Below are 16,805 nucleotides of genomic sequence, written 5' to 3'. Positions count from 1 at the left end.
GATGGCACGCAATGTCTCTACACGGCGCAAGGTGGTCGTATCGGTGGCGGCCTGGGCCGTCGCGCTCCTCATCTTCTTCCCGATCCTGTGGACGATCCTGACGAGCTTCAAGTCGGAAGGCGACGCGATCGCTTCGCCGCCGCAATTCCTGTTCTTTCACTGGACGCTGGAGAATTACTTCGAGGTGCAGTCACGCTCGGACTATTTCCTCCACTTCGCCAACTCGGTGATTATATCCTTCGGCTCGACCATCCTCGGCCTGATCGTCGCCGTTCCGGCCGCCTGGGCCATGGCGTTCTCGCCGACCAAGCGCACCAAAGACGTGCTGATGTGGATGCTGTCCACCAAGATGATGCCGCCGGTCGGCGCCTTCATTCCGATCTACCTGCTGTTCCAGGGTTTTGGTCTGCTCAACAATCAGTTCGCCAGCCGTCTCGGCATGGTCGTCGTGCTGATGCTGATCAACCTGCCGATCATCGTCTGGATGCTTTACACCTACTTCAAGGAAATCCCCGGCGAGATCCTGGAGGCGGCCCGCATGGATGGGGCGTCGCTGGCAAAGGAAATTATCTACGTGCTGACGCCGATGGCGATCCCGGGTCTTGCTTCGACGATGCTGCTCAACATCATCTTGTCGTGGAACGAAGCCTTCTGGACGCTCAATCTCTCGTCCGTCGATGCGGCGCCTCTCAGCACCTTCATCGCCTCCTATTCCAGCCCGGAAGGCCTGTTCTACGCCAAGCTTTCGGCGGCATCGACGATGGCGATCGCCCCGATCCTGATCCTTGGCTGGTTCAGCCAGAAACAACTCGTACGCGGCCTGACCTTCGGCGCGGTTAAGTAAGGAAGAGAAACATGGGTAGCATTGTCCTTAAGAAGGTTTCTAAGGTCTTTGGCGAAGCCAAGGTCATCCCTTCCATCGACCTCGAGATCAACGAAGGTGAATTCGTCGTGTTCGTCGGCCCGTCCGGTTGCGGCAAGTCCACGCTGCTGCGGTTGATCGCCGGCCTCGAGGACGTCTCGGGCGGCCAGATCCTGATTGACGGCAAGGATGGCACCAATCTGGCGCCGGCCCAGCGCGGTCTTGCCATGGTGTTCCAGTCCTACGCGCTCTATCCGCATATGAGCGTGCGCAAGAACATCGCCTTTCCGCTGAAGATGGCGAACATGCCGCAGGCCGAGATCGACAAGAAGGTTGCCGACGCCGCGCGTGTCCTCAATCTCACCGATTATCTGGAGCGCAAGCCGCGCCAGCTTTCCGGCGGCCAACGTCAGCGTGTCGCCATCGGCCGTGCGATCGTGCGCCAGCCCAAGGCCTTCCTGTTCGACGAGCCCCTGTCGAACCTCGACGCGGCGCTGCGCGTCAACATGCGCCTCGAAATCAGCGATCTGCACCATCAGCTGAAGACGACGATGGTTTACGTGACGCACGATCAGGTCGAGGCGATGACCATGGCCGACAAGATAGTCGTGCTGAACCGCGGCAATATCGAGCAGGTCGGCTCGCCGCTGGAGCTCTACAAGAGCCCGCGCAATCTCTTCGTCGCCGGCTTCATCGGCTCTCCGAAGATGAACTTCGTCAAGGGTGCCTATGCGCAAGCGCTCGGCGCCGACACGATCGGCGTTCGTCCGGAACATGTGCTGCTGTCGACGGAAAGCGGAGACTGGAAGGGCAGGGTGAACCATGCCGAGCATCTCGGCTCCGACACCTTCCTGCATATCGAGGCCGATGGCATCGGCGCCATCACCGCGCGCGGAACCGGCGACTTCCCGGCTCGCGCCGGCGATACCGTGTACATGACGCCCGACAAGACCCGCATCCACCGCTTCGATGGAAACGGACTGGCGATCTAAGCGGGGCGAATGCCATTTAACTCGGCCCGCATCTGTCGATGCAGGCGGGCCGGGGTCATCCCAACCGGAGCGGGCCTCCCAAGCCATCCGGAGCAAAAAGACCTTTCAGAAGGACTTGAGACATGACGTGCAAATTATCGCTCGCAACGCTTCAGGAGGCGGCTACAACCGCTGCCATTCCGGCCTATGATCCGAAGTCGCTATCGGCGGGTATCGTTCATTTCGGTGTCGGCAATTTCCACCGCGCCCATCAGGCGATCTATCTCGATGATCTTTTCAATATTGGCCAGGATCACGATTGGGCGATCATCGGCGCCGGTGTGCTGCCCTCTGACGCCGCCATGCGCGAAAAGCTCGCCGCCCAGGATTTCCTGACGACGGTGGTCGAGCAGGACAACAATCGTACGGCCGCCCGCGTCACGGCGCCGATGGTCGACATCCTGCCGGTCGGCGACGCCGAGGCGATCATCGCCAAGCTTGCCGATCCCTCGATCCGTATCGTCTCGATGACCATCACCGAGGGCGGCTATTTCATCGACGCCTCCGGTAAGTTCAATCCGGCTCACCCCGCCATCGTTGCCGATGGCCAGAACGCGGATGCGCCGAAGACGGTATTCGGCCTGATCGTTGCCGGCCTCAAGGTCCGCCGCGCTGCCGGTCTGCAGCCGTTCACTGTCATGTCCTGCGACAATATTCCCCACAACGGCGGTGTCACCAAAGCCGCCGTCGTCGGCACAGCGAAGCTTTCGGATCCGGCCTTTGCCGAGTGGATCGCCGCCAATGTCGCCTTCCCGAATGGCATGGTCGACCGCATCACGCCGGCAACCGGCGCCCGCGAAATCGATCTCCTGAAAAGCGCCTTCGACGTCGAGGACAACTGGCCGGTCTATTGCGAAGAGTTCAAGCAATGGGTGCTGGAAGACAATTTCCCGGCCGGACGGCCGGCGCTGGAAAAGGTCGGCGTCACCTTCGTTCCGGATGTCACGCCCTACGAGCACATGAAGATCCGTATCCTCAATGGCGGCCACGCGGCCATCGCTTATCCGGCGGCGCTGATGGATGTGCATTTCGTCCATGAGGCGATGGAAGAGCCGCTGATCCGCGCCTATCTCGCCAAGCTCGAGAATGACGAGATCATCCCGGTCATTCCGCCGGTGCCGAACACGGTTTTGGCCGATTATTTCAAGCTGATCGAGCACCGTTTCTCCAATCCGAAGATCGCCGACACCATTCCGCGCCTGGCGCAGGACGGCTCGAACCGCCAGCCGAAGTTCATCCTGCCGTCGACCGCCGATCGTCTTGCCCGCAAAGAGGATGTCGTCGGTCTCGCTTTGGTCTCGGCGCTCTGGTGCCGCTATTTCGCCGGCAAGACCGACAGCGGCCAGGACATCGTCTTCAACGATGCCAGCGCCGACCGGCTGCATGCAGCAGCGCTGAAGGCCAAGGACGATCCGGATGCCTTCCTCGTCTTTGACGACATCTTCGGCGACGTCGCCAAATCGGATCTTTTCCGCAAGCGCTTTGCGCATGCGCTAAAAACGCTGTGGGAAAAGGGTACCCGCGCCACCCTGCAGCTATACCTCGACAACAAACTCGCGGATTAATTGTTTGTCGGCCGGGGCGCCCAAGTCCCGGCCGAATTTTTATGGCTAGGTCGATGCTCGTAAGAGGCGCGGCCAAAACAGGGTTCGGGTTGGATCTGCTATGACGAATGCGGATAAAGGACTCGTAATCTTCGATTGCGACGGCGTGCTCGTCGATAGCGAGCCGTTGTCCGTCAGCGTGCTCATCGATGCCATGCGCGATGTCGGCGTGGAGATGAGCGAGGAGGATGTCTACAGCCGCTTCCTCGGCAAGAGCCTCGCCACGCTTGTCGATACGCTGGAGACCGAGTTCGACGTCTTCATCGACCAGGTCTTTCTCGATCGCATCCGCAACGACCTCTATGAGCGCTTCCGCGATGAGTTGAAGCCGATCGACGGTATTGCCGAGACGCTGGACGCGCTTACCGTGTCGCGTTGCGTGGCCTCCTCCAGCCAGTTGGAGCGCATCCGGCTATCGCTTGGCGTCACCGGCCTTCTGGGGCGGTTGGAACCGCATATTTTCAGCGCCAGCATGGTCAAGCGCGGCAAGCCGGCGCCCGATCTTTTCCTTTATGCTGCCGAGCAAATGGGGGTCGAGCCGAAGGACTGCATCGTCATCGAGGACAGCCCGGCCGGCATCATGGCGGCGCGGGCGGCGGGCATGACGGTTTTCGCCTTCACCGGCGGTTCGCATGCCCATTCGCCGAGTTACCGGGCGGAATTGGAGCGACTTTCGCCCGAGGTGGTGTTTGACGCGATGCCGGATTTGATACACCTTGTCCGTAACAAGATATAAGTGGACGGGGCTCCTTTTTGATGCGTGATCATGTGGTTGCGGTCGATATCGGCACTGGCAGCGCACGCGCTGGCGTGTTCACGTCGCGCGGCGCCCTGCTTGCAAAGGGCGAACATCCGATCCTCATGAACCGTCCGCGTGAGAACCACGCTGAGCACAGTTCCGAAAATATCTGGGCCGCAGTCTGCGCGGCTGTGCGCAGCGCTGTTACGGCCTCCGGCGTCAGCTCCTCCGTCATCGGCGCGATCGGCTTCGATGCCACCTGCTCCCTGGTGGTGCGCGACACGGAGGGCATGCCGCTTACGGTGTCGACCGGTGGCGAGGACCGGTTTGACACCATCGTCTGGCTCGATCACCGGGCGCTTGTCGAGGCGGATTTCTGCACGGCGACCGGACATCAGGTTCTCGAGCATTCCGGCCACTTCATGTCGCCGGAGATGGAGATGCCGAAGTTGATGTGGCTGAAGAAGAACCTGCCGCAGAGCTGGGCCGGGGCCGGTTATTTCTTCGATCTCGCCGATTTCATGACCTGGAAGGCGACCGGTTCGCTGGCGCGTTCGCGCTGTACGTTGACGGCGAAATGGAATTATCTCGCCCATCGCAGGCCGGGCTGGCAGGCGGATTTCCTCGATGTGATCGGTCTTGGCGATCTGCGGGAACGCGGCAACCTGCCGGAGGAGACCGCGCCCGTCGGGCAAAGCGTCGGGCAGCTGACGGCGGAAGCGGCCGAAGCCCTGGGGCTCGACCGTGAATGCCATGTCGGTGCGGGGATGGTCGACGCCTATGCCGGTGCGCTCGGTGCGCTCGGCGGCCATGCCGGCGACCGTGATGCGCTGGAGCGTCAACTGGCGCTGATCGCCGGCACGTCGAGCTGCATTGTCGCCTTCTCGCGCGAACGCAAGCGCAGTACCGGGCTATGGGGGCCATATTACGAAGTCGTATTTGCCGACACATGGTTGGCCGAGGCCGGGCAGTCGGCGACCGGCGCGCTGCTCGATCATATCGTCAACATGCATGCGGCCGGCGGCGAACCGACGGCGGCGCTGCATGACCGCATCGTCCGGCGCATCGCGGAGTTGCGTGTTGCCGAGGGCGATGCCTTTGCCGAGCGCCTTCATGTGCTACCGGATTTTCACGGCAACCGATCGCCGCTTGCCGATCCGCATGCGGTCGGCGTCATCAGCGGCCTGACGCTCGATACCTCCTTCGATGGCCTCTGCCGTCTCTACTGGCGCACCAGCGTCGGCATCGCGCTCGGCATCCGCCATATCCTCGAGAAGATGCATGATTACGGCTACGTGCCCGACACGTTGCATGTCGCGGGCGGCCATGTGAAGAATGCCGTGCTCATGGAGCTTTATTCCGATGTCACCGGCTGCAAGGTTGTGGTGCCGAAGATGAACGAGGCGGTGCTTTTGGGAACGGCAATGGCGGCTTCGGTCTCCTGCGGGCTTTACGAGAACCTTGCTGCTGCCGGTGCCGCGATGTATCCCGGTGGTCACGAACGCTTGCCGGATACCACCAAGAAGACGCTTTACGATCGAGACTATCGGCGCTTCCTTGCCATGTATCGCCACCGTGCCGAGCTGGATTCGTTGGAATGGGCCGGCAGTTGATCGCTGTTTCGGATCCCTACCGAAGCGGCGTGTAAGTGAACATGCCTTCCAGTTCCTCGATCTTTCGTATGCGGTTTTCCGCCTCTTCACCTGCTGCCTGAATGACGGCGGAGGCCAGGCATTCCAGGAGCGCCGTCATCGCCGACAGATTGTCGTGGCCGCTGACGCGCAGGGGTGGCAATGACAAGGTGCTGTGGGCGAATTCCGGCGCCCATTCGGTGTACTGGCTGGTGATCAGCAGCACCTTGTAGCCGGCGCGGCGCGCGGAACGCGCAAGCAGCCGCGATGTGATGAAACGGGGTGAGTCGATGATCACCACCAGTGCATCGTTTGCCGGGCGGCCGAGCAGCTCGATATAGCTGCCATTGGCGCCGTCGAGGAACCGCACATGGTCGCGGGCGAATTCGAGACGATCGCAAAAATGGCGGCCAAGGCCCGCAAGACTGAGATGGGTGGCGACGAAAACTTCGCTGGAGGACAAGCACGCCGTCACGGCGCCGAGCCATTGCGACTGGCCGGTGAGATTGTAGAGATACTGCAGCATCTCGACCTGCTCGACGATCTGGCCGGCGATCGGGCGGCCCTCAAGGGCATCCTTCTGTAACTGCTCCAGAAGGCTCGACAATTGCAGCGTCACCGGAGCTACATTTTCCTTCAGGTGGACTTTGATCCCGTCCAGGCCCTGATAGCCGAGCGAGCGCAGGAAGCGCCCGACGGTCATCGGGCTCAACTCCAGCCTGTCGGCCACGGAAGAGGCGGTTTCGAAAGGCAGCTCGTTCAAGTGTTCGGAAAAATACTTGGCTATTCGGCGCTCTGCGGGAGTACCGCTCTTCATATATTGTCTAAGCTTGTGACCAAGGTCTTCCAAATGTTGCGCCTCGCTAACGGTTCATCCGATCTGCTATCGCACCGATTGCGGGAACAATCGGGTAGCGTGCAGGTTACCGAAGTCGTCGATCATGTCTAGGTTGTTGTTTTTAGTATGACGCTCACAATATATTAGTAGATACTTTATTACAATAATTCAATTTTCCGTAATCCGCGCCCGCATGGCGGGAAGATATTGATATATTTGCAATCGCTACCTACCTCTCGGATGATTGCCCAGGAGATGTCGAACGAATGATCATTGATGCCGCGCGTCTTTCCCTTGCCAACCTCTTTGCCGCCGAAACGCGCAAGGTTTTTTGGAAGGTGCTCGGCCTGACGTTGCTGGCGCTCCTTGCTCTTTGGTTTGCGCTGAACAGCACCGTCGTGGCCGTTGTGTTGCCCTGGCTGCAAAGCTTCCTGCCATCAGCGCCGGACTGGACGAGTTGGCTTACCTTGTTTCTGGGGATATTGGCCGGCCTCGGTCTGGCGCTCGCATTGGCGCTGCTGATCGCGCCGGTGACGGCACTGATCGCGGGCTTGTTTCTCGACGATGTCGCCGATGTGGTGGAGAAACGGGACTATCCGGCCGATCCGCCCGGAAAGGCACTGCCCTTCGGGCCGGCGATGAAGGGTTCGCTGAAATTCCTCGGCGTCGTGATCGTCGGCAACATCATCGCGCTGTTTCTGCTCTTCATTCCCGGCGTCAATCTTGTCGCCTTCTTCCTGGTCAACGGCTATCTGCTCGGCCGTGAATTCTTTGAATTCGCCGCCATGCGCTTTCGCTCGCCGGACGAGGCGCGGCAGTTCCGCATCAAGCATGCGTTCACCGTCTTTCTCGCGGGACTGGTGATCGCCGCCTTCCTCGCCATTCCCCTGGTCAATCTGCTGACGCCGCTGTTCGCTGCGGGGATGATGGTGCATCTGCACAAGCTGATTTCGCGGAAGGAAGCAGCTCAGCGTAGCTGAGCCGCCAACTCCCTTCAGGCGGGCAGAGCCGTGGCCTCATACATGGCGGCATAATCGGCGCTAGGCGGGATCGGCTTGATGATGTCGATCAGCACGCCGTTGGGGTCCGCGGTGATAAAATGCCGCTGGCCAAAATCCTCGTCGCAGAGGGCTTTGAGGATGGGGAGGCCCGCGGCGCGGCAGGCGTCATATACCGCGTCTGGATCTTCGACCTCGAAATTGAGGATGAGGCCCGAGACCTTACCGCGACCGGCGAGGGGGATCGTCTCATGGCTACCGTCGAGGATCGCCAGTGTTACCGTCTCATCTTCCGTCGATTGCAGATGGACATACCAGTCGCTGGTGAAGAGGGCGGCAAAGCGAAAATGGGCGCAATAGAAGGCCGCTGTGCCGGCAACGTCCTCAGTCATGATGACAGGATAGTAGCTCGTCGATTTCATCTTTTCCTCCGTTTGATTTCCACATACAATCTGTATGTGTTTAATTAACATGCATACAGCATGCATGTAAAGAGGTGATATGAGCCGCAGCAATCGCGAACGAACCGAAGCCACCAAGCAGGCCTTGATCGACGCTGCCCGTATCCTCTTCGTCAGGGACGGCTATGCGGAGACGGCCACGCCCGACATCGTCCAGGCGGCGGGGGTGACGCGGGGCGCGCTCTATCACCATTTCGAGGACAAGAAGGCGCTGTTCCGGTCCGTGGTCGAGCAGGAGGCGGAGGCCGTCACCCGGGCGATCGAGGAGAGGTCTCTACCGTCCGGCTCGGCTTACGATCGGTTGCTTGCCGGCGCCGCCGCTTATTTCGATGCCATGGTGGTCGCTGGCCGTACCCGACTTCTCTTGCTGGATGGACCCGCCGTGCTTGGCGCACAGGCGATCGGTGCCATCGACGGCGAGCATGCGGAGGCAAGTCTGCGGGAGGGGCTGGCTGAATTTCTGGCGGAAATGGGTGGGCCGGATGCGTTGCTGCCTCAGTTGACAACATTGCTGTCTGCGGCTTTCGATCGCGCGGCACTGGCGATCGAGGCGGGCGGTAGCCGCCGGGACTACGAGCAGGCCGTCGCGACCCTAATTGCCGGCCTCGGCGGTGATCATCTGCTGCGGTAGTTCAACCAGCGGTGCCGGCACATCGCAGATCTTTTCCGGCGAGCGACAGAGGTCGGCGATGACGCAGCGTTCGCATTCCGGCTTGCGCGCCTTGCAGACATAACGCCCGTGCAGGATCAGCCAGTGATGCGCGTGGTAGAGATATTGATCCGGGATCACCTTCAATAGCCGTTGTTCGACCTCGTCTGGCGTCTTGCCGGGGGCCAGCAGCAGGCGGTTGGCGATGCGGAAAACATGGGTGTCGACAGCGAGCGTCGCGTGACCGAAGGCCATCGACATCACCACATTGGCGGTCTTGCGGCCGACGCCCGGGAGCGTCATCAGCTCCTCGCGCGTCTGCGGCACTTCGCCATCGAAATCCCGGAGCAGCTTTTCCGACAGTGCCACGACATTCTTGGCCTTGTTGCGATAAAGGCCGATCGTCTTGATGTAGTCGCGGATGCGGTCTTCGCCGAGATCGAGCATCTTCTGCGGTGTATCAGCCACAGCGAAGAGGGCGCGGGTCGCCTTGTTGACGCCGACATCGGTCGCCTGCGCCGACAAAGCCACGGCGACGACGAGCGTGAAGGGGTTGACGTGCTCTAACTCCCCCTTCGGCTCCGGCCGCTGGATGGAGAAGCGGCGGAAAATCTCCTCCAGCTCCGCCTTGGAATAAGGACACTTGAAAGCCGGCTTGCGGCTTGCGGTCGCATTTGACTTTTTCATGTTTTGGGCGCTGGATTTGATCTTGGGGTTTGCCATGAACGACCTATACTCAAGACCCATGATGGAACGCAACGCCGATCCTGGCGCCGACAACAGCAGGCCGGTTTTTGCCGCCGAATTGTTTCCTCATCGCTCGCTGGGGCGAAAGGGGTTCAGGGTGATGCTGGCGCTGATGGGCACGTTCTGCCTAGTCTATGGCATCCTGTTTGTCATCCGCGGCGCATGGCCGATCGGCATCTTCTTCGGTGCGGACTTCTTCCTGCTCTACGGCGCCTTCTGGCTGAATTATCGCTCGGGCCGGGTGCGCGAAGAGGTGACGGTGTCGCGCACCGATGTTTCCATCCGCAAGTTCTCGCCGTCGGGCCGCATGGTCGAGCACCGTTTCAATCCGTTCTGGACACGCTTCCTCGTTCGTCGCCATAGCGAGATCGGCGTGGTGTCGATGCATGTCCGCGACAAAAGCCACGACACCGATGTCGGCTCGTTTCTCAATCCGGAAGACCGCGAGAGTTTTGCCAAGGCTTTCAAGCGTGCCTTGGCGACTGTAACCCAGAGGATATAGTTGGTTGCGCAAGAAACGGGTGGTTTTGCCCTTCTCTTCGTGGTGTTCTCCTTTCCAAGGAGAAAGATTATGAATGCCATTGCACAGTTGAAGAAAGACATCACGCCGGAAGGGCCGGATTACGATACCGTCCGCCGGGTGATCGAACTCATCACCGAGGACTATCGCGACCAGCCGTCGCTGGAAGCGATCGCCGACAGGCTCGGGCAATCGTCGACCCAGTTGCAGAAAACCTTTACCCGCTGGGCCGGCCTGTCGCCGAAGGCCTTCCTGCAGGCCGTGACGCTGGATCATGCCAAGCGGTTGCTGCGCCAGGAAGATTTGCCGCTGCTCGAAACCTCGTTCGAAGTGGGGCTTTCTGGTCCGAGCCGGCTGCACGATCTCTTCGTCACGCATGAGGCGATGTCGCCCGGCGAATGGAAGGCGAAGGGCGGTGGATTGACCATCCGCTACGGCTTCCACATCTCGCCGTTCGGGCTTGCCCTGATCATGGTCACCGACCGTGGTCTTGCCGGCCTTGCCTTCAGCGATACCGGCGACGAGAAGGCCTGCCTGGAGGACATGACCTGCCGCTGGCCGAATGCGCAATATGTCGAGGACCTGCAGGCGACCATGCCCTATGCGGCACGGATTTTCGAGCCGTCGAAATGGTCGAGCGACCAGCCGTTGCGCGTGGTGCTGATCGGCACGGATTTCCAGGTGCGGGTCTGGGAAAGCCTGTTGAAGATCCCGATGGGCCGCGCCGTCACCTATTCCGACATCGCCAGGGATATCGGCCAGCCGACGGCAATGCGCGCTGTCGGCGCCGCTGTCGGCCGCAACCCTCTCTCCTTCGTCGTCCCCTGCCACCGCGCGCTCGGCAAGAACGGCGATCTCACCGGCTATCACTGGGGCCTGACGCGCAAGCGGGCGATGCTTGGCTGGGAGGCGGGGCAGGCTTGAGGGGTTTGGCGTGGTTTGCGCGCGCTTGAAGAGCTGTTTTCGCTAACTACTCGCACTCGTGGTTCGAGGCTACGGTCCTCTGGACCTTCGCGCCTCACCATGAGGGCTAATCATTTGCGCTCGGTCGGGCAACTCTCCCCGCCTCATGGTGAGGTGCCCTGACGTCGAAGCAGTAGCGTGGACGGCAGGGCCTCGAGCCACGAGGCGGCCCCGCAGCCAGACCAGCCGATCCATGCCTCAAGCCGCCTTTGCCATCGCCATCTGCAACAATGCCTTGGCAGCGCTTTCATCCGTGATCAGCGTGTTGCAGCCGATGCGTTTGATGGTGGCGCTGATCGCCTGGGCGCGGTGGGCGCCGCCGGAGGAGATGACGATGTGCTTGGCTTTCTTCAGCGTGTCGAGATCGACGGACATGACGCGCTTGTTGATCGGGTGGTCGACGGAATTGCCCTCGGCGTCGAGGAAATTGAACATGGTGTCGCAGACGCAGCCGGCTTCGATCAACTGATCCAGCTCCCGTTTCGAGATGAAGCCTTCCGACAGCGAAGTGGATTGCGGGCCGATATCGCCGCAGCTGACGATGGCGAGATCGAGGTTTTCGGCCAGCCGGTAGATCGCTTCCAGCCCGCATTTTTCGATCAGATTGCGTTTGGTCTCGATGGAATCGACCAGCAGCGGCGCCAGGAACATATAGCATTCCGCCCCGAGCTGGCTTGCCAGGCGCCAGGTGTAGTCGATCGGGTTGGTCTGGTGGACGGCGACGATGCCGCCGAGCAGCGAGACCACTTTGCAATTGTCGCGGCGGGGCGGGCGGAAGCTTGCGAGCGAGGCGGTCATCGTCCGGCCCCAGCCGACGCCGATAGTGTAATTGTCAGGGATTGCTTCGGTCAGAAACTGGCCGAGCGCCAGGCCGACGCTTTTCGCCTGGGCATTGACGTCGCCGCCGGCCGGTGCCGGAACGACGATCGCCTCGTCCAGCCCGTAAATACGCTCCAGCTTGATCGCCAGCTCGACGCAGTCATCAATGCCTTCATTGATCCAGATCTGCACCTCGCTGCGGCGCATCGCCTCGTCGAGCAGGCGGATGACAGTGGTGCGGCTGATGCCGAGCTGCTCGGCGACATCCTTCTGCGTCAGGCCCTGATTATAATAGAGCCAGGCGGCGCGTAGCCGCAAAGATGCCGTCTCGGAATAGGCAGTGTGTGTCCCGCGTCTGAGTTTGGCCACAGGTCCTCCAGCAAGATTTTCGCCTACCCATTCTGTTATACTGGTCGCAAGCAACCAAGGTTGCCGCAGTGGCACAGGGCAGGGGCGGCGAGATCGGCTCTTCGCCTGGAGATATTCTATGGCTTGAAACTTATGTCAATTGAAATGCACAAATGTCGCTTGACTTTTCCTGGCGAGATTGATGATAGTCGGCCTGAGGAATACGGTCTTTGTCCAGTTGAGGAGGGCAATGTGCGAGTGCTGCGCCGTGGGCATGCTTGGTCGGGCAGGGAGCCATATAGGGCGCTCTTACCCGTCGAAAAGCCAGTCCCGGAAAGTTGTTTCTTCGCAGCGCTGACCGTTCGCCGGAAATGGAACCATCGCGCTGTTTCTGCCGTTACCGAGGCATGGGAGACAGTGCGGCGTGATCCGCTCGCAGTCTTCGTATCGTCCATCGAACCGGACGGAATCGCCGGTCAACATTTCCCACCCCAATGGGCTCAATTCAACAAGGATAGGTATCATGACATCCAAGCTTGACCAACTTCGCGCCATAACGACGGTCGTGGCCGATACCGGTGATATCGAGGCGGTTGCCCGTCTGAAGCCGGTCGATTGCACGACCAACCCGACCATCGTCCTGAAGGCGCTCGGCACGCCGATGTTCGCCGATGCTATCAAGGAAGGCGTCGCCTGGGGCAAGAAGCAGGGCGGTACGCCGGATGCAGTTGCTGCTGCCGTTGCCGACCGTCTGGCGATCTCCGTTGGCTCCGCGCTGTCCGGCCTCGTTCCCGGCCGTGTTTCGACCGAAGTCGACGCCGACCTGTCCTTCGATACTCAGGCATCGCTCGCCAAGGCCCGCGCCATCATCGCTGCCTATAAGGAGCGCGGCATTGAGCGCGACCGTATTCTGATCAAGCTCGCTTCTACCTGGGAAGGCATTCGCGCCGCCGAAGTGCTGCAGAAGGAAGGCATCGACTGCAATCTGACGCTGCTCTTCAGCAAGGCTCAGGCCGTCGCCTGCGCTGACGCCAAGGTCTTCCTGATCTCGCCCTTCGTCGGCCGTATCCTCGACTGGTACAAGAAGTCGACCGGCAAGGACTACACCCCGGAAGAAGATCCGGGCGTTCTGTCCGTTCGCGAAATCTACAATTACTACAAGGCCAACGACATCAAGACGATCGTCATGGGCGCCTCCTTCCGCAGTGCTGCCGAAGTCGAAGCTCTGGCCGGTTGCGATCGCCTGACGATCAGCCCGAACCTGCTCGACGAGCTCGCCAAGGACGAAGGCAAGCTGGAGCGCAAGCTCTCACCGGAAAACAAGACCTCCGTTGCCAAGATCATCGTCGATGAAAAGACCTATCGTTGGCAGATGAACGAAGATGCGATGGCGACCGAAAAGCTCGCCGAAGGCATCCGCGCATTCGCCAAGGACCTCGGCACGCTTCGCGCCATGGTCAGCAAGGAACTGCAGCTCGCTGCTGCTTAAGCAGTTGGACTGAGATGAACAAGGCGCGGCTACCGAAGGGTGGCCGCGCTTTTTCTTTGGCTGCGGTCAGTCTGCGGTGATTGTGAATTCCGCCCTGATTTTCTCGGAGCCGCTGCCGATCGTTGGGGCTGCAAGATCGTTCTTGTGGCGCTGGCCATTGACGCGAATTGGGCTTGCCGTCGTGCGGACGGAAATGCCGTCGCCGCGGGTCACGGTTTGCAGCACGTCGAGCTGGCGGAAGGCGGCGGTTTCGAGCAGTTGCGGCCAATCCAGCACCTCCGTCGCCCAGATATCGGCGGGTTCGAGAATGGCGAGCCATTCCGCCACCATCTTCTGATGCAGGCGGATGGCGATCAGGCTCTTGATCTCGTCGCGCAGGGAGAAGGCTTCGTCCGCTGTGTAATCGGCAAGCGCGGGCAGGTCGAGCAGCTGCGCCAGCTTCGGCAGCGGCGTCATCGCCAGCGCCAGCCAGCCGTCGGCGCAGTGATAGACGCCGTAGGGTGCCGAAAGATAGGCGTGGGCGTTGCGCACGGAGGATTTCTGCGGCAGACGGCCACCGTCGTTGAGATGCGTGGTCAGCACCTCGAACTGGAAATCGATCATCGCTTCCAGCAGGCTGGTTTCGACATGGACGCCGCGACCGGTAACGCTTCGCCGCACAAGGCCAGCGAGAATGCCCTGGACGATGAGATTGCCGGCCAGCATGTCGGCGACCGCAAGGCCGAAGGGCACCGGGCCGCCATCTGCCTCGCCGTTCAGCCACATGGCGCCGGAGCGGGCCTGAGCGAGCAGGTCTTGGCCGGGAAACTGCCGCCATTCATTGTCCGGGCCGTAGCCGGTGATGCTGCCATAGACGATGCGTGGATTGATCGCTGTGACCGAGGCATAGTCGAGGCCCAGGCGCTCGATGACCCCAGGGCGAAAATTCTGGATGATGACGTCGGCTTTCTCGATCAGCGTCTTGAGATCTCGCAGATCGCCTTCGTCCTTCATGTTGATCGCAAAGCTTTCCTTGCCGCGATTGATGGCGTGGAAGAGTGTCGAGTCGCCGCCGATTTCGGTATCGCTGAGATAGAGCCTCCGACAAAGATCGCCGCCGTCGGGGCGCTCGATCTTGATCACCCGCGCGCCGAGATCGCCAAGCCGAAGGGCTGCCATCGGTCCGGCCAGGAACTGGCTCATATCGAGCACCACTATGCCGGCAAGCAGGCCTTCGTTGTTTTCCGTCGGCATCTGGATCCTTCGATTTCTGCGTCAGCGCTCAGAGAGACCAGAGACGCTTGGCGTTCAGCTGATAGAGCCGGTCGCGTTCGTCGGCGCTTGCCCCTTGCATCAGTGCATGCGTGGCGGCGACCCAGGTGGAGAGACCGCCGCCCAACGTGCAGACCGGCCAATCGCTGCCCCAGATGACGCGATCCCAGCCGAAGCTTGCGATCGAATGCTCGACGAAGGGTTGCAGCCTGTCGACGGTCCAGCTGTCGGGATCGGCATAGGCGACGATGCCGGAAATCTTGACGACGACATTCGGACGCTTGGCAATCGCAGCTATTCCCGAGGACCAGACCTCGCTGAGCTGCTTCTTGATCGCGGGCACGCCGCAATGGTCGAGAATAAACCGGACGTCGGGATTGAGGTCGGCGAGCGCGATTGCCTTGGAAATCTGATGCGGCAGCACGCAGAGATCGAAGGTAAGGCGCGTGCCGGCCAGCCGCTTCAGGTTTTCGCGGAAGAGAGCACCTTCGGAGACATCATCCGGCATGACATGCAGGACGCGGCGGAACCCTTTGACGAAGGGCTCGGCGAGCACCCGTTCCAGATATGCGGGAAAGGCTGCGTCTTCCGGACGGCAGGCGGCGATGGCGCCGCGGATCAGGCTGCCGGGCTTTTGGCTCAAGCCTTTGACATAGTCCGTTTCCCGTTCGATATCGCTCTCGGCGACATCGACTTCCATATGCAGTGTGTCGGTGATCCCGCAGCGATGCGCTTCGCGGGCATAGTCCTCGTAGAGGCTGTCGCGGTTTAGCGCGCCGGCCCCCTCCAGCCAGGGATATGCAAGTTTCTCGCGATCGACAATGTGCAGGTGGCTATCGAAAAGCATGGCGATCCTCCCATCATGCTGGTCAGCATATACTCACAGAAGAATAATTTATTCAAATAGAAATTATAGCTCGCTGGTATCCACTGTGCCGACGACCGTTTCGGAGATCTGCTTTGCCGCTTCCCGCACATAATCGATGACCTGATCATAGGTTGGCGCGTTGGGATTGACCGGCTGGATATAGGGGCAGGTGAGTGCGGCCAGCGCATTGCCGTCCATGGCCAGGATCGGCGCGGAGATATTGCGCACGCCGTTGGTCTGCAAGCTGTCCATGGTCTCGAAACCCTTGTCGCGAAGCACCCGCAGCCTGTCGTCGAGATCGGCCGGCGGTCGGTCGTCCTCCTGGTCCTGTTGGCGGCGCTGCTCGTTGATCATCATCTGGCGCTGCTTCTCGTCGCGGAAGGCGAGCAGGATATGGCCGGAGCCAGTGTTGAACAGGTTGATCTGGGCGCCGACGCGGATCGAGATGCCCCAATAGGTCGGCGAATCCTGCTGGGCGATGACCACGACGGAGCCGCGGTCGAAAATTGCCAGATGGCAGGCTTGCTCGGCGCGGTTGGAGAATTCACGCATCAGCGGCGTGGCGAAGGACACGAGCCGGCGCACTGGCGCGTGGTAATGCGCCAGGCCGAAGAGCTTCAGCGTCAGGTAGAAGCGGTCGCCATCCTGCCGCTGCACATAGCCGCGCCGCACCAGGCGGTCGAGCATGCGATAGAATTCGTTCGGGCTCTTGCCGAGCGCCTTGGCAATTTCCGCCTGCGTCAACCCGCCGTCGATACGCGCCAGCAGTTCCAGAATATCGAGGCCCTTGTCCAGCGCCGGTGCGCGATATCGATCGCTGTCGTCTTCAATGGTCACGGCGGGCCTCTCATCAATGAACATGAATCATCATTCATATGTGAATGATTGCGATTTGCAAGCGCCGTTGATCCCGGCTTGACGGCCAATGAATAAGATGTTTACTTATAAATCAATGATCCATATTTGGGTCGCAAGGGCGATCGGACG

The 16,805-nt window shown here is 60.7% G+C and carries 17 protein-coding genes; 10 read left to right on the top strand and 7 right to left on the bottom strand.

All coding sequences use genetic code 11. The features are described from left to right. The first annotated feature begins 1 nt into the window (after window position 1). The 5 genes from AC1RO0_RS07790 to AC1RO0_RS07770 all read left to right on the top strand — a co-directional run bounded on the left by AC1RO0_RS07790 (window position 2) and on the right by AC1RO0_RS07770 (window position 5,849). Window positions 2-844 carry a carbohydrate ABC transporter permease gene (locus tag AC1RO0_RS07790; protein WP_498592282.1) on the top strand — a complete coding sequence of 281 codons (843 nt, stop codon included), beginning with the start codon at window positions 2-4 and terminating at the stop codon, window positions 842-844. A gap of 11 nt (window positions 845-855) precedes the next feature. After that, a complete protein-coding gene (locus tag AC1RO0_RS07785) occupies window positions 856-1,854 on the top strand; it encodes an ABC transporter ATP-binding protein (RefSeq protein WP_498592281.1) in 999 nt (332 codons plus the stop codon). Between the two features lie 122 nt (window positions 1,855-1,976). Continuing rightward, window positions 1,977-3,458, top strand: a complete 1,482-nt coding sequence (locus AC1RO0_RS07780) for a mannitol dehydrogenase family protein (protein WP_498592280.1) — start codon at window positions 1,977-1,979, stop codon at window positions 3,456-3,458. A gap of 100 nt (window positions 3,459-3,558) precedes the next feature. Continuing rightward, complete coding sequence (locus AC1RO0_RS07775; protein ID WP_498592279.1) at window positions 3,559-4,233, top strand: HAD family hydrolase; 675 nt, start codon at window positions 3,559-3,561, stop codon at window positions 4,231-4,233. 20 nt (window positions 4,234-4,253) lie between these two features. Continuing rightward, window positions 4,254-5,849: an FGGY-family carbohydrate kinase gene (locus AC1RO0_RS07770; protein WP_498592278.1), complete on the top strand. Its 1,596-nt coding sequence runs from the start codon at window positions 4,254-4,256 to the stop codon at window positions 5,847-5,849. Window positions 5,850-5,865: 16 nt separating this feature from the next. Here the strand turns inward: AC1RO0_RS07770 and AC1RO0_RS07765 are convergent, their stop codons facing one another. Further along, complete coding sequence (locus AC1RO0_RS07765) at window positions 5,866-6,717, bottom strand: MurR/RpiR family transcriptional regulator (protein WP_498592277.1); 852 nt, start codon at window positions 6,715-6,717, stop codon at window positions 5,866-5,868. A 254-nt stretch (window positions 6,718-6,971) separates the two neighbouring features. Between AC1RO0_RS07765 and AC1RO0_RS07760 the strand changes: the two genes are divergently transcribed. Further along, entirely contained in the window at window positions 6,972-7,685 is a 714-nt protein-coding gene (locus AC1RO0_RS07760; RefSeq protein WP_498592276.1) for a sulfate transporter family protein, read from the top strand. Window positions 7,686-7,699: 14 nt separating this feature from the next. Here AC1RO0_RS07760 and AC1RO0_RS07755 read toward each other — a convergent pair whose 3' ends face one another. After that, window positions 7,700-8,125: a VOC family protein gene (locus AC1RO0_RS07755; protein ID WP_498592275.1), complete on the bottom strand. Its 426-nt coding sequence runs from the start codon at window positions 8,123-8,125 to the stop codon at window positions 7,700-7,702. A gap of 79 nt (window positions 8,126-8,204) precedes the next feature. Between AC1RO0_RS07755 and AC1RO0_RS07750 the strand changes: the two genes are divergently transcribed. After that, on the top strand, window positions 8,205-8,795 hold the full coding sequence (locus tag AC1RO0_RS07750) for a TetR/AcrR family transcriptional regulator (protein WP_498592274.1): 591 nt from the start codon (window positions 8,205-8,207) through the stop codon (window positions 8,793-8,795). Here AC1RO0_RS07750 and nth read toward each other — a convergent pair. Beyond that, a complete protein-coding gene (nth, locus tag AC1RO0_RS07745; RefSeq protein ID WP_498592273.1) occupies window positions 8,757-9,536 on the bottom strand; it encodes an endonuclease III in 780 nt (259 codons plus the stop codon). The genes AC1RO0_RS07750 and nth overlap by 39 nt on opposite strands. A 22-nt stretch (window positions 9,537-9,558) precedes the next feature. Between nth and AC1RO0_RS07740 the strand changes: the two genes are divergently transcribed. After that, window positions 9,559-10,062 carry a DUF2244 domain-containing protein gene (locus AC1RO0_RS07740; RefSeq protein WP_498592399.1) on the top strand — a complete coding sequence of 168 codons (504 nt, stop codon included), beginning with the start codon at window positions 9,559-9,561 and terminating at the stop codon, window positions 10,060-10,062. A 69-nt stretch (window positions 10,063-10,131) separates the two neighbouring features. After that, on the top strand, window positions 10,132-11,004 hold the full coding sequence (locus AC1RO0_RS07735) for a methylated-DNA--[protein]-cysteine S-methyltransferase (RefSeq protein ID WP_498592272.1): 873 nt from the start codon (window positions 10,132-10,134) through the stop codon (window positions 11,002-11,004). A 237-nt stretch (window positions 11,005-11,241) separates the two neighbouring features. Here AC1RO0_RS07735 and AC1RO0_RS07730 read toward each other — a convergent pair whose 3' ends face one another. After that, complete coding sequence (locus AC1RO0_RS07730) at window positions 11,242-12,231, bottom strand: sugar-binding transcriptional regulator (protein WP_498592271.1); 990 nt, start codon at window positions 12,229-12,231, stop codon at window positions 11,242-11,244. Window positions 12,232-12,733: 502 nt separating this feature from the next. Here AC1RO0_RS07730 and tal point away from each other — a divergent pair. Continuing rightward, window positions 12,734-13,699, top strand: coding sequence for a transaldolase (gene tal / locus AC1RO0_RS07725; RefSeq protein ID WP_498592270.1), 966 nt, complete (start codon window positions 12,734-12,736; stop codon window positions 13,697-13,699). Between the two features lie 66 nt (window positions 13,700-13,765). On the opposite strand, the gene AC1RO0_RS07720 is transcribed toward tal, so the two are convergent. The 3 genes from AC1RO0_RS07720 to AC1RO0_RS07710 all read right to left on the bottom strand — a co-directional run bounded on the left by AC1RO0_RS07720 (window position 13,766) and on the right by AC1RO0_RS07710 (window position 16,679). Next, the gene (locus tag AC1RO0_RS07720; protein WP_498592269.1) at window positions 13,766-14,932 is read right to left on the bottom strand and encodes a CaiB/BaiF CoA transferase family protein; all 1,167 of its coding nucleotides are present in this window, start codon (window positions 14,930-14,932) and stop codon (window positions 13,766-13,768) included. Window positions 14,933-14,960: 28 nt separating this feature from the next. Beyond that, window positions 14,961-15,797, bottom strand: coding sequence for an amidohydrolase family protein (locus AC1RO0_RS07715; RefSeq protein WP_498592268.1), 837 nt, complete (start codon window positions 15,795-15,797; stop codon window positions 14,961-14,963). Between the two features lie 63 nt (window positions 15,798-15,860). Beyond that, complete coding sequence (locus tag AC1RO0_RS07710) at window positions 15,861-16,679, bottom strand: IclR family transcriptional regulator (RefSeq protein ID WP_498592266.1); 819 nt, start codon at window positions 16,677-16,679, stop codon at window positions 15,861-15,863. Window positions 16,680-16,805: the final 126 nt, after the last annotated feature.

The sequence above is a fragment of the Rhizobium sp. GW821-FHT14E12 genome (genome assembly GCF_058803745.1).
This window is presented reverse-complemented; position numbering and strand designations above follow the sequence as displayed.